At 60.3% G+C, this 12,190-nt stretch carries 10 protein-coding genes and 1 pseudogene; 4 read left to right on the top strand and 7 right to left on the bottom strand.

Annotated features, from left to right (window positions below; translation table 11 throughout):
* Positions 1–38 precede the first annotated feature (38 nt).
* From V6617_RS14840 to V6617_RS14825, 4 genes and pseudogenes are all read left to right on the top strand, one after another.
* A complete protein-coding gene (locus V6617_RS14840; protein ID WP_036744225.1) occupies positions 39–1,256 on the top strand; it encodes a tyrosine-type recombinase/integrase in 1,218 nt (405 codons plus the stop codon).
* Positions 1,253–2,194 (top strand): tyrosine-type recombinase/integrase, encoded by a 942-nt coding sequence (locus tag V6617_RS14835; RefSeq protein ID WP_036744226.1) that lies wholly within the window; start codon positions 1,253–1,255, stop codon positions 2,192–2,194. Before V6617_RS14840 ends, V6617_RS14835 begins: the two co-directional genes overlap by 4 nt.
* Complete coding sequence (locus V6617_RS14830; protein ID WP_036744228.1) at positions 2,191–3,183, top strand: tyrosine-type recombinase/integrase; 993 nt, start codon at positions 2,191–2,193, stop codon at positions 3,181–3,183. The genes V6617_RS14835 and V6617_RS14830 overlap by 4 nt, the downstream gene beginning before the upstream one ends.
* A gap of 113 nt (positions 3,184–3,296) precedes the next feature.
* Positions 3,297–3,566, top strand: a pseudogene (locus V6617_RS14825) (zincin-like metallopeptidase domain-containing protein); the annotation flags it as partial.
* Between the two features lie 137 nt (positions 3,567–3,703).
* On the opposite strand, the gene V6617_RS14820 reads toward V6617_RS14825, so the two are convergent.
* From V6617_RS14820 to V6617_RS14790, 7 genes are all read right to left on the bottom strand, one after another.
* A complete protein-coding gene (locus V6617_RS14820; protein ID WP_220305765.1) occupies positions 3,704–4,441 on the bottom strand; it encodes a hypothetical protein in 738 nt (245 codons plus the stop codon).
* Entirely contained in the window at positions 4,438–4,722 is a 285-nt protein-coding gene (locus tag V6617_RS14815) for a hypothetical protein (protein WP_220305764.1), read from the bottom strand. The genes V6617_RS14820 and V6617_RS14815 overlap by 4 nt, the downstream gene beginning before the upstream one ends.
* Complete coding sequence (locus tag V6617_RS14810) at positions 4,712–5,470, bottom strand: hypothetical protein (protein ID WP_332715750.1); 759 nt, start codon at positions 5,468–5,470, stop codon at positions 4,712–4,714. The genes V6617_RS14815 and V6617_RS14810 overlap by 11 nt, the downstream gene beginning before the upstream one ends.
* Positions 5,463–8,126 (bottom strand): MobF family relaxase, encoded by a 2,664-nt coding sequence (mobF, locus tag V6617_RS14805; protein WP_220305762.1) that lies wholly within the window; start codon positions 8,124–8,126, stop codon positions 5,463–5,465. Before mobF ends, V6617_RS14810 begins: the two co-directional genes overlap by 8 nt.
* Before the next feature lie 133 nt (positions 8,127–8,259).
* Positions 8,260–10,101, bottom strand: coding sequence for a type IV secretion system DNA-binding domain-containing protein (locus tag V6617_RS14800; protein ID WP_338607703.1), 1,842 nt, complete (start codon positions 10,099–10,101; stop codon positions 8,260–8,262).
* On the bottom strand, positions 10,010–10,600 hold the full coding sequence (locus V6617_RS14795) for a hypothetical protein (protein ID WP_220305760.1): 591 nt from the start codon (positions 10,598–10,600) through the stop codon (positions 10,010–10,012). The genes V6617_RS14800 and V6617_RS14795 overlap by 92 nt, the downstream gene beginning before the upstream one ends.
* On the bottom strand, positions 10,593–11,468 hold the full coding sequence (locus tag V6617_RS14790) for a hypothetical protein (protein WP_220305759.1): 876 nt from the start codon (positions 11,466–11,468) through the stop codon (positions 10,593–10,595). The genes V6617_RS14795 and V6617_RS14790 overlap by 8 nt, the downstream gene beginning before the upstream one ends.
* Between the last annotated feature and the right edge of the window lie 722 nt (positions 11,469–12,190).

Genomic DNA, 12,190 nt, shown 5'->3' with positions numbered 1-12,190 from the left:
GCGCGAAGTTCATTGCTCCACCAACATGGAGCACAGAAATGGAAAAATCCGATCATACATGCCTTGATCAGTATCTCGCATCATTCGAAGAAAGCCTTGCGTCCAGAAACTACAAACCGGATACGCTGAAAAATTATCGTTATTTGCTTCGACGCTTCGGTCGCTTGCTCGATGACGAGGCCATTGCACCGTCGGCGTTGACGCCAGATCTTGCTGTTGAATTGGGATGTCGATTGCCAGCGACACCGCAGAGCCAGATCAAGGTTCCCAATCTTGCCAGGCTGTTCGTCGCGCATCTGATTGAAATCGGCGTGGCGACACGACCGCCGCTGACACCTGCGCAGGCCGAGCGCGCAGAGCTGCTGAGCAACTTCGAAACCTATCTTCTGCGGCAACGCGGTCTCAGCCCGCGTACGATCTATCACGTGCTCCGGTTCGCGGATCGCTTTCTCGACCATCGCTTCGGCGACAATGTGCTCGACCTGCCGGCGCTGAACGTGCGGGATGTCGTGGCGTTCATGGAGCACCTTCTCTCACGCAAGCGCCCGTTCCGCGACAAGACGCCGGCCACGCATCTGCGCAGCTTCTTCCAGTATCTGTTCGCCCAGGGCCTCACGACGACCAACCTCTCGCTCTGCGTCCCCAGAGTCCACAAACCTTGGGGCGCGAGGCTCCCTCGTTATCTGTCGCCTGATGAGGTGGAGGCCGTCGTCGCGTCGGTGCGCACCAATCCGCGGCGTGGTGCCCGCGACTACGCCATGCTGTTGCTGATGGCTCGTCTCGGCCTGCGTGCGCCGGAGATTATCGCGATCCAGTTGGATGACATCGACTGGCGCGCCGGCGAACTGATGGTTCGTGGAAAAGGGCAGCAACATGACCGGTTGCCAATCCCGCCGGACGTCGGCGAAGCCATCATTCGGTATTTACAGGAGGAGCGAACTTCAGCGACCACGCGCATGTTGTTCGTGACGCATCGAGCGCCCAACCGTCCGTTCAAGGACAGCCAGGTCATCAACACGATATTGAAGGAGGCGTTCGCGGCGACGGGCGTGAAGCCCCCGACACCCTATGTGGGATCGCATGTTCTGCGCCACAGCCTGGCGACGAACATGGTTCGCGCCGGTGCGTCATTGGAAGAGATCGGCGATCTGCTGCGGCATCGATCGCGGGCGACGACGATGATCTACGCCAAGCTCGATACGGACGGGCTGCGCTCCATTGCCCAGCCTTGGCCTGTTGCGGAGGTGGCACGATGAGCTTCCTTGCCGAAATGGACTGCTATCTGACCGTCAGACGACAGCTCGGCACTGCAATGACCACGGATGGACGGATATTACGCCGCTTCGTCACCTTCGCCGACAGCGACGGCGCGCTGCACGTCAGCGCCAACCTGATCATGCGCTGGCTCGAAAGCCTTCCCTCTGCAAGTCCCGGAACACGGGCAACACGCTTCAGGGTGGCCCGCCAGTTCGCCGAGTGGCTGCATGGACAGGATCCCAGGCACGAGGCCCCGCCCCGGGGATTGGTGCCCGGTCGCGTTCAACGTGTGCATCCATATATTTATAGTGACGCCGAAATCGTTGCGATCATCGAGCATGCGCGATCGCTGCCATCGACCTACGGGATGCGCGGCCTGACGTGCTCGACGCTGTTCGGTCTGATCGCCGTGACGGGGCTCCGCATCAGCGAAGCTCTCGGTCTCGATCCTGCCGATCTCGATGTCGAATCCGGTGTGCTTCATGTCCGGCAGGGCAAGCTCGGCAAGGAGCGGTTGCTGCCGCTGGACCCGAGCGTCGTGGAACGGCTGGAAAGCTATAGTCGCGAGCGGGACCGGCTGCTCGGGCGCAGGCCGGAAGCGTTCTTCGTGACCTGTGAGGGGCGTCGTCTTGGCGACTGCGGTGCGCGCTACAACTTCGCACATGTATGCCAGAAGATCGGGCTGCGAGAGCGGCAGCTTTATCTTCGGCACGGCCGTGGCCCGCGCATCCATGATCTTCGTCACACCTTCGCGGTGCAGACCATGCTGAGTTGGTATCGGTCGGGCAAAGACGTCGGTCGCGAGATGATCAAGCTTACGACATGGCTCGGTCATGCAAACACCGCCCACACATACTGGTATCTGGAAGCGGTCCCGGAACTGCTGGAACTGGCCTCCGCTCGAATAACAGGCGCGGCGGCGGAGGAAGGTCGATGAAGGCGACCAACTTCCCCACGCTGATCCAGCGCTTCTTCACTGACCGGCTCTGCACGCAAATGGAAGCGAGCCGCCACACCGTCGCTGGCTACCGGGACACATTCCGGCTGCTGGTCCGATATGCAAGTTCACGATGTGGAAAGCCGCCCACAAAGCTCACGATCGAAGATCTCGATGCCGATCTCGTCGCCGACTTCCTGACCCATATGGAAACGGCGCGCGGCAACACGGCCCGCACCCGCAATACGCGTCTTGCAGCCATCCGGTCATTCTTCCGATACGTCGCATTGACCGACCCGGGTTGGTTGCTTCATTGCCAGCGCATTCTCTCCATGCCGAACAAGCGATATGTGAAGCGCAGCGTCACATTCCTCGACGCTGATGAGATAGCGGCGCTGCTGGCCGCGCCGGATCGAACGACCTGGGTCGGGCGGCGAGATCACGTCCTGCTGGTGCTTGCACTCCAGACCGGGCTAAGGGCGTCCGAACTGGTCAACCTGCGCTGCAAAGACGTGGTTCTCGGCACCGGCGCTCACATCCGCTGCATCGGCAAGGGGCGAAAAGAACGAAGCACACCCCTTCGTCGCGATACGGCGAAACTGATCCAGGTCTGGGTAGGCGAACGCCGCGACAGCGACGGGCCATTGTTCCCGTCAATCCGAGGCGAGCAACTCAGCCGGGATGCTTTGGAGCATCTGGTGCGGAAGCATTGCCTGACGGCATCACGAGCTTGCCCGAGCCTCGCCGGCAAGCGAGTCACGCCACACACGCTGCGCCACAGCACTGCGATGGAACTGCTGCACCATGGCGTCGACCAGTCTGTAATCGCCCTCTGGCTCGGGCATGAATCCGTGGAGACCACTCAAATCTATATCCACGCCGACATGCGGCTGAAGGAAAAAGCGCTCGCTCAGGTCGCCAACCCGGAAACGCATCCGGGGCGGTATCGTCCTAACGACGAGTTGCTCGCCTTCCTGGAATCGCTCTGAATATGCCGAACCGCTGCATGGCCGAACCTCGGCAAACCAGCCACCGCACTCGGCCATGCGGCATAATCCCACTTCCGGCATAATGGGCCTTATGCCGATATCGGCATAAGGTCCACTGGTCAGGCGCAAAATCCAGACTCGATCGGGATCTTTCAGGTCGCTTTGGCAAGGAAGCCTATGCTGCCGAAGAGCTGATTGCCGAACTTGGTGCAGCATTTCTGTGTGCCGATCTGGGACTGACGCCCACGCCCCGCGCCGATCATGCCAGTTATATCAAATGCTGGCTGGCCATTCTCAAAAACGACAAGAAGGCGATCTTTTCGGCTGCCGCCAAGGCATCCCAGGCTGCAAACTGGCTCTTGGTGCATGGCCAGGCGGGATAACCCCTTGCATCACAGTCGGGCACCCTGCGCCATTCCATTCCCGGGCTCTTGCCTCTGGAATGGTTAGGCTGCAGGACAGTCAACAACATTGCCAAGGTCATTGCATATGCAATCTTGCACCGTATTCCATTTTGCCCTCATCGGTCGACACGAGAACGACCCCGGTCGCCGCCAAGGAGATACTGCGGAATCGCTGGAACGACGGATCGCAGCGATCCCTGGGCGCATTGGGCTTGCAGCATGTCGGGGTCAATATTGGCAATATCGGTCCATTGGTTGCGATACCAGAACTCTATGTGCTGTGAAGGGATGCTGACGTGCTCTCCCGAGGCAAGCGCGACAACGTGGGCCAGTCCGAAAGGGGTAAGCTGGGGATTGAGGTCGGGAATTATAGTGCCTAAGGGCAAGTGCGAGCGGTGTACGCGTGAGATCACCGGGATATGTTTCAGTTCGTACGACTTTAGCTCACCGGTAACATTTCGGGCATGATCCATTTCCATGTAGGAAAAGTCCCGGATATGGGTGAGCTGGAATTCACGCACCAGATTGTGATTGTCCCAGAAATAGATGGCGCGAAGGCTCGACCCGGTGCGCGTCATGCGATCGAGCTTTTCCATGATCGCATCGATATACGCTTTGTTGGCGTCACGGTGACGCAAAATATTGTCCAGCGGGATTCTGTATCCATGACCGTCAGCCTTAATGCGGTCCGGAAGCCAGTCTCCAAAGCTATGAAGGTAGTCGACTCGATAAACATAGCGCTCATCGGCACAGTACCTTCTCGGGCGAAACCGTTCGTAATCGAGGGGCGAAACTTTCGGCGGCATGTCTACAAGCGGAAATGGACATCTTGGCAGGGCAAAGGTGAGGGTCATTCGCTGTCTCCGGTTATGTCTTGTGGGTTGGTTTGTCGTGTGTTTGCTGATCCGGCCCGCAACCTTGCCCTAAGTTTGGCGAGCACTTCCTCATCCGCCTTGGCCTCGGCGAGCTCCCTTTCGAGCCGGCGCACGATGGGGACAAAGGCTGCGGCATTTCTGCCGGCCCGTTCCACGACCAGTGCAAGGCGGTCAAGATATCGTTCGCAATGGTCAACATCACGGGGGATGGTTTTGGTCGGCGGATTGTTGGGCCTAAGCTTTGCGTCATCAGCGCTCATGGCTGAGACCTAGCGCGGCTCGCGCTGCAGATATCTGGCAGGCTTTGTGGGCACCCTGATCTGGCACCTGAACATGCTCGAGAGCACACGGGCGGAGATAGTCGGGGGTGGAAGCCCGCGTCCCTGAGCGGCTCAGGATCTGGGCGAGTAGGACGTGGCGCTCTCCGTCCTGGACCGGCCGCTCCCGATCGGTGAGCAAACGGGCCGCTTTTGCGCCGGTATCGGGCTCTGTGGCATCAAAAAAGACCTCGAGCCCATGCCTGTGACGGCAGGCCACGACAAGGATGTCGTGGCGGTCCATGGATGTATCAGAGATCAGAAAAGACTGGTCGGTCGTAAGGCCCTGAGACCCGCAACTGGTGGTCGCGCATGCGTGGGCAAGCTGGGCGCGACCCTCCACTTTGGCACGCACAATCAGCGTTCCGGTCAGATCGGTCGTGACATCGAGCACGCGCCCGGCCGTGCCATGGATGACCCCGAGTTCATCCTTGCGCGCGAGATATCGGATGTGATCACCCGCCGCGAGAGCGAGCTGATGGGTTTGACCCGAGGGGGATACGGCATCTGACCGGCACAGGTCAGACTGGCCAAGCTCGTTTTTGGCGCACAGTGATTCGCGGGCGCAGGCACTGATCGCTTGGACTTTGGCGTTGGTCTTGGCCATCATCAGGGTTGAGCGGTCCGCGTGGGCGGACCGTTCGACCATAGGCGATACTGACTTGCGGCGCTTCACGTTTGCCTCAGTCAAGGCTGATCTCCCTGACCTGCACGCGCTTTCTGGCGTCATCCTGTTGCGCTTGCTCCCGCGACGCTGACAGGAGGGGAAGCGGAACCTGCGGCTCCATCTGCGGCGCGAAATCCTGGGTGGTGCGCTTGAGTCGTGCCCGCGCCAGTTGCGTCGCCAGAAAGTCCAGACGCTCATCGAACTCTTTCGCCTCACCTCGTCTGCGCTCGCTGAGTGGCAGGCTGGCCTTCAGACTGGTTTCGACCGCCCTACGATCGATGACGAGCTGGGTCTGGGCACGGGCCCGGCTGGCGGACACATAGATGTCGTGGCGATCCATGCCTGGCGTCACCCAGACGACAGCCTGGTCGACGGTGGTTCCCTGGGCGAGATGGATGGTGCTGGCATAGGCGTGGGCAAGCTTTGCGCGTCCCTGTTCGTCGGCGATTTCGTCAGGCGAGAATCGGACGCGGCCATTCTGGGTCGCAACGGTCAATTCGACGCGCGTTCCGCTACGAATAGATTCGATCCGGCCTTCCGTACCGTTGACGATCTCACCGCCGTCCAGCGTTGCGCGCGTGAGGAAGCGCACACGATCCCCCTGGGCCAGCGGCAGGGTTACTTCCTGATGCGATGCGCTCACAGCTGGCAGGAGCAACTCGGCTCCGACGATCTGGCCCCGGTCGCGTAGACGCCTGCGCACTTCAGTCGATATCGCTCGGACCTGCGCGTTGCTCTTGGCAATGATCAGTGCAGAACCGTTTCCCGCGCCGACCCTGGTCTGCTCCCAGGCATCGACGAGGGCTTTGACGGTGGCGGCAGCACCATCGGCTTCGAGGACTAGTCCTCGTTCGCGATATGCCGCAAGCGCCTCGCGCGCGCGGCCCTTGCCAAAATGAGTGATGGCATCGCGAGCCCATTGCTCGTGTTGGCGAACGATCTCATCGACTTTCGAACCCGACATTGCGTTGGCGACGAGCCGCAAGCCAGAACCGGCGCCCACGCTCTGCAACTGGTCGCGATCCCCCACCAGGATCAGACGGCTGCTGCTATCGCCGTTTGCCTGCGCCTCGCTAAAGGCTCTGAGCAGGGCGTGCATCTGACGGCTCGAGAGCAGACCGGCCTCGTCAACGATGAGGACCGTACCGGCGGTGATGAAGTCGCCACCGGTCCGGGCGACGGCGAGCCAGGAGTCGATGGCACGGGCTTTGATCGCAAGATCATTGCGTAGGGCATTGGCGACTCGCCAGGCCGTGGCGCCGGCGATGACGCGATGGCCTGTTTCCTGAAGAGCCTCGGTCACTGCCTCGAGCAATTTGGTCTTGCCAGACCCCGGTGCCCCCTCGATGATATGGATGACCTGCGCGGTAAGGGTTGCCCGTGCGGCCGCTGCCTGTTCGTCATTGAGTCCATGCTCGGTCACCAGCTCGTCGACGCGTCCGGCATCAAGCGCTGCGCCTGGTATGGCAGTCAGCTCGCGCACCATCTGGCCGATCTCGCGTTCGATCCGGAGCATTTCGGGGGTGGTCAGGATTTCCTGGCCGAACCGGTCACGGTCAAGCACGACATATTCCCCCTCAGCGATCATTCGATCGACTTCGGCAGCCACATGACGTGGGTCCTCACCAGTGCCAACGTAAGCCGACGCTACTGCGGCATGCAGATTCCGCCGTTCGAACGTTGACTCGTGCTCCGTCAATGCTCCGGCAATCTGAGCAAGGCGGTCCGCAAGGCTTTCCTTGTGTTCCGGCTGAGCGAGGCTCGTCGCGATCAAAGTAGTTGCGTCATATCCCTGTTCGGTAACGCGGTCGCGCCAGCCAACATGCCGATCCTCGGCCTGATGCTGCTGCTTGATCTTGCGCGATTTGCGTGCGACTGAGGCCGCGACCGAGGGCGCATCCATGCTCTGCATGCCGATGGCAGCAAGTTCGTCCGCAATCTCATTCCGGCGCGCCGAGAAATATTTAATGAGATCGGCGGGAACGCCGCGGATTTCGAAAAGGCCGTTCTTGCCTGTTAGCTCGATCTTGAAACCAAGTCGCATGAGCTCGAACGCCAACACGGCATGATACTGAGCACCCATGGCCATTTTCCAGGCAAACAGCGCCGTTCCGTCGAGGGCTCCAAAGCCCCCATTCTGACGCGGGCCGGCGTTAATGATCACGGTATGCGTATGAAGGTTTGGGTCCTCAAAAACCCGTCCGTCCGTGTGTTCGGCTGGACGTGATTCGCCATGCTGGAAGCTGGCGACCGTTAAGCGGGTTTTTTCCCGGTGGACACCGTTGCGTCCGAACCGGCAAAAGGCAGCGTATTTTTCGGCGATTTCGATCGCTTGAGCGACTGCCTTGGCCTGGGCGTCTTCCAGCCTGGCGCGAAAGTCATCATCGGCCATCGCCCACAAGAGGGCGAAACTCTTGGGCGCCGAGAACGTCGCATCGTATCCGCCGATGCGGCGACGGGGGCCGCCGACGCCGACGGTGGACAGGAGGGCTGAACCGTCCGGACGCAAGCCGGCATGCAAGAGCTCAAAAGGCTTGGACTCAACAATGCTGCCGACCGAAAGCAAAAGTCCCCCGGCGGTGAGAATCCACCGGCCTGCCGGTTCCCGCCCACCGACGTAGTATTCAGTTGTCTCGGTGTAATATTGGGCGGAGGTGCCCGCCGCGATTGTTGCAACCATTTCGCCTGCTCCCTTTCACAGGCGAAACTAGAGGGACTGAAATCCTGGCTTCCGGGCACCCCCTCCACTTAACGGCGCAGCCGCAAACCAAAATCCCCGGCCACACCTCAAATAAGCTGCATCGCTCCTCACGCTAAAGGCCAGGCCAATCGCTGAATTTCCATTCCACAACATAGACATCGTCGAGCCCAATGACCGCAGCGCGGATCGATTTGCCGCCTCGCCAGTCAATTGTCAGCCCCAGCGTTCTGGTCATCTGACTGGCGGAAAACGCCGCGACCTGATGAAGCGTCTGTGTCTCATCCTTTCCTGACCTGATTGCATAGGTTGCGCTTCCCACCATCGAGGTGGAGATGCGCTCGGCGCTCTTGCCCGGTCGTACCTTGCAGACAATGACTTTGCCAAAATTCTCGGTCAGGGCTTCGGCCGCTGCAGGCGACATTTTTTCTTCCAGCTGTGCCTGGCTTTGTGCACTTGCTACCACTCTTATGCCGCGGGACCGTCCAAGCGACGCCAGATCCGAAACATCCTTGGCCGCGGTACCGATGCGCGGGAGTTCGTCAGCAAATATCCATATGCCGTGATCGATGTTATCTTCGAGATGGCGGCTCAGCAGATCGCTCGAGACCGCTCGTACCATGGCGGCAAGAAGGCGTCCGGAAAGCTCGCGGTTTCCCAGATCGTGGCGTAGGATAAGGACGCGGCGTCCCTTGCCCGTAATCCAGGCTCTCAGTGACACTCTTGGCCAGCCTTCGGCTTCCAGATCGGCGCAGGTCTGAACGAGATCATCAATATGTGAAACCATATTGAAGAGCGTCGAGAGTGCCATCGACGACGGCTCGCCATCGCGACCGCGCAGCATTTCGGCAACTTGTCGCATGGTCGGCGCGAGTTCGGCGGCAATTTCTTCAACCGGGCGAGAAATGGACTGTCTAATTTCGGTCCACCCCCAGCTTCTGCCCCGGGACTGGACCAGCTTGACGAGTAAGGCGGCGAGCAGCAGCCGTGAAGCAGCAGACCAAACGGGATCCTTGGACGCCGGAATTAGCAGGGCAGCGACGCGCGATGCAGTCATGCGGCTCGTAACATCCCCGCCGATAGCCCAGATGCCGCCACCGGGTTCCATGCCCACGACATTAGCCACTGTTTTGCCGAAAAGACGCACCATTCGATCGATGAGGTTGCCTTTGACATCGACGCAGAGGAGCCGGTCACCGCGCTCGATCGCCTGCCGCATCAGCCCTTCCGCGATTACGCTCTTGCCCGATCCCGGCAGTCCCAGGATGAACATCGATTCATGCTCCGCCCGCCGGGGCAGGAAAAGGCCCGGCGCCAATTTCACACCACGACCGGCCTCAGCGACAAGTCTGCGCAAATGATTGGAGGCGCCTGCGACGGCATCACTGAACCAGCGCACCTGCGGGCCGTCGACCCAGGTCGCGCGGCGGCGATAGGGCGCCCGGTTCACCACATGGCGGAATACCAAGATTGCAGCCGCCAAGCTCGCCGCTGCCGTGCCCGACAAGCGGAGCGAAATATCGGCCAGCAAATCCCATTCAACAAGTCGAGCGGGCAAAGCCAGAACAAAGCTGATCGGATAGGCGAGCCATAGCATACCATTGAACGGCAGCATTATCAGACGCTCGACAGGATTGGCGGCGTCTGCAAGTTTGGGAGTCGCATCCATGGCGGCAAGACCGATGATGGACAACAAGCCTTCATGGCCGAGGACCATTATAGAGGCAGCTGTCGAGTTCCAGCCATAGACCGGCAGGACACCGAATAAAAAAGCGGCGACAATCAGGCCTATGAGGACAGAAGCGCCAAACGCGGCTCGACGGCCCGGCCAAACGTCGGGCACCGGCGTGAGGTCGTGATCTTTGTTACTCATTACTGCCTCCCGAACGGCTAATACGAACGAGCGTGCCCCTAGGCAGGGGTTCGTAGGGGAAAAGAGTTGGGTTGGCGGCGGCAAGCACCGCCGGCGGCATGTCCACGAGCACGGCAACCTGATCAATGCCAAGACCATCGGTCCGAACTTCAAAGCTGCAGCCATCGCTCCAGCGATCAAGACGCTGGCAAAGGCCCATCTGCTCAGATGAGAAGAGGCCAACGTGATAAAGACCCCAACGGACGGGACGTTCGACGGCCACAGCGGTCACGGTCAGGGCGACGATGCAAATCACAGCCTCGATCAGCAATTGGATGAGCGAGGGAATGCGTTTGGTCCTGTTCGAACTGGATGACGCGGGGGGCGTGATCTGGCCAGACGCAGCGCCGACGGTTTCGTTCGCCTGCCCCATCGCCGCCGCGCGCAGCTCGCGACCGATTCGCTTCAGCGTCGAAGCTGGCAATTTGGCGATCTCTTCTGGCGACAATCTTGACACGTTCCGGCGCAGGAAGAGACGCGCGGCCTTGCCGCGCGCTCCGTTCCGGGCGATCCGCCCCATCAATTTGGCAGGGATGCTAGCCATTGGACCTCTCCACGTCGAAGCCGACAATCTGACCCAGACGCGGCCAGACGTATCCGAGGAAGTCTGAGACGTCCGCCTGAACCGCCACAGCCATGGCGCGCGACAAACCGAGGCGCGTCATCAGTTCTTCGTCGGTCGCCATGACCGCATCGATGAATGTCATCCCGGCGGATTCGAAGAGCGGCCAGGCGCCTTCCGCCACTGCCGGCAACTGCAGATGGCGCCGGCCCTTCATGGCAGGCTGGATGCGCTCGGCGAAGGTCTTGTGGGCGGGGCTCGTCGTCGTAAAGCGGAAATTGCCGCCATATGCATTAAGGACAGGTACGATCTCGGCCGCGGGATGGACCTGAATCAGGTCATCGATCATCGCCGCAGTCTGCGTCATCGCGCTGTTGTCCGCCGTCGTTACCGCCAGCGCCACCACTTTCACGCCCTTGTCGGCCAAATGACGGTCGAAGCGGGCGCGGGCGACGAAATGGAGCAGTGCACTTGTGTTATGGCCGGCGCCGACATCAACCACCAGCACACCGTTGCTGGCAACGATCTCCTCAATCTTATGGTCCAGCGGTTCGAAAACACGCACGGACGCAAGCAGGTCCGCGCGAAGGTCTTCCGCCGATGGCGCCGCGATCGTGGTCGTCAGCTCCGGATAGAGAGCCGGAAGTGTGGGCGCGCGATCGATCTGAACGATCGAAACATTACGTCCGGCGGCCAAGCAGCCGTCGATCGCCAGGCGACCGACCGTTGACTTGCCGATTCCGCCCTTCGGGCCCAAGCAATAGGCGACGGTCGGAACTTCGACGGCAGATGCCGTCTGGCCCTGGGTCGGAGAGACCGGCGGCTTGCCGGTGGTATTCTTGCTGCTCATGATTTGCTCCTTGAGCGTTGATGACGCCCACGAGAAAAGCACGCTGAAAAATGTCTCTTCCGGGCACCCCCCCGAGTTAAACGTCAGGGGTGTTCGGGTCAGGAGTTTTTGTTCCAAATTTTGCGGCAGAACGCTGCGGAATCAGGGGATTGCATGTGTCGCGCCAGATTGTCTTCTGGGGCATTGCGGGGGACCCGGCGCGCCCCGCGCGGGAAGCTCCCTGCCAAAACTGACAAAATTACCAAAAATATCGCGAACGCCGTCAGTGTCAGATATGCCTAGGCAATTAGGCAATGGCAGGCAAACGGTGTTTTCCCGGCGGCTCGCAAATTATCCGATACGACCAGCTGCTGTTGCTACTGGCACCCTGATGTCGCCCCATATCGGCGATGTTCCCCATGCCCGAAATAGGATGGATCCGATGTCCCCAAATTGATCCAACCCGTTCAAGCCTGCATTTTAGGTGTCCTGGCCTTGCGACTACTTCCGTCAAATCGTCGGAGCCCAAAATTCCGGTTGCGTGCAATCGCTTGCCAAAAACCTCGGTGGCGATTTTGAAAGCCGGGGGAGCCCCATACATTATCCTTGTTCTACCGCCGACCCGGCTGAATGTGTCCTCTTTCTGGCCTGATCTGGACTCGAATCGGCTTCGCCTCGACCGTCTTGCCGCAACTGCGCCGCCCGACTTTCTTCCCCTGACGGCCTATGCCGCCATTCCTCGC

This window comes from Pelagibacterium nitratireducens (assembly GCF_037044555.1).
GTDB classification, from domain to species: domain Bacteria; phylum Pseudomonadota; class Alphaproteobacteria; order Rhizobiales; family Devosiaceae; genus Pelagibacterium; species Pelagibacterium nitratireducens.
The sequence above is the reverse complement of the archived record's forward strand: the minus strand, read 5'-3'. Positions and strand labels throughout refer to the sequence as shown.

Excerpts from the sequence above, each read along its gene's own strand:
- V6617_RS14840 (WP_036744225.1), top strand. The coding sequence starts at position 39 with ATGGAAAAATCCGATCATACATGCCTTGATCAGTATCTCGCATCATTC.
- V6617_RS14835 (WP_036744226.1), top strand. The coding sequence starts at position 1,253 with ATGAGCTTCCTTGCCGAAATGGACTGCTATCTGACCGTCAGACGACAG.
- V6617_RS14830 (WP_036744228.1), top strand. The coding sequence starts at position 2,191 with ATGAAGGCGACCAACTTCCCCACGCTGATCCAGCGCTTCTTCACTGAC.
- V6617_RS14820 (WP_220305765.1), bottom strand. The coding sequence starts at position 4,441 with ATGACCCTCACCTTTGCCCTGCCAAGATGTCCATTTCCGCTTGTAGAC.
- V6617_RS14815 (WP_220305764.1), bottom strand. The coding sequence starts at position 4,722 with ATGAGCGCTGATGACGCAAAGCTTAGGCCCAACAATCCGCCGACCAAA.
- mobF (WP_220305762.1), bottom strand. The coding sequence starts at position 8,126 with ATGGTTGCAACAATCGCGGCGGGCACCTCCGCCCAATATTACACCGAG.
- V6617_RS14795 (WP_220305760.1), bottom strand. The coding sequence starts at position 10,600 with ATGGCTAGCATCCCTGCCAAATTGATGGGGCGGATCGCCCGGAACGGA.
- V6617_RS14790 (WP_220305759.1), bottom strand. The coding sequence starts at position 11,468 with ATGAGCAGCAAGAATACCACCGGCAAGCCGCCGGTCTCTCCGACCCAG.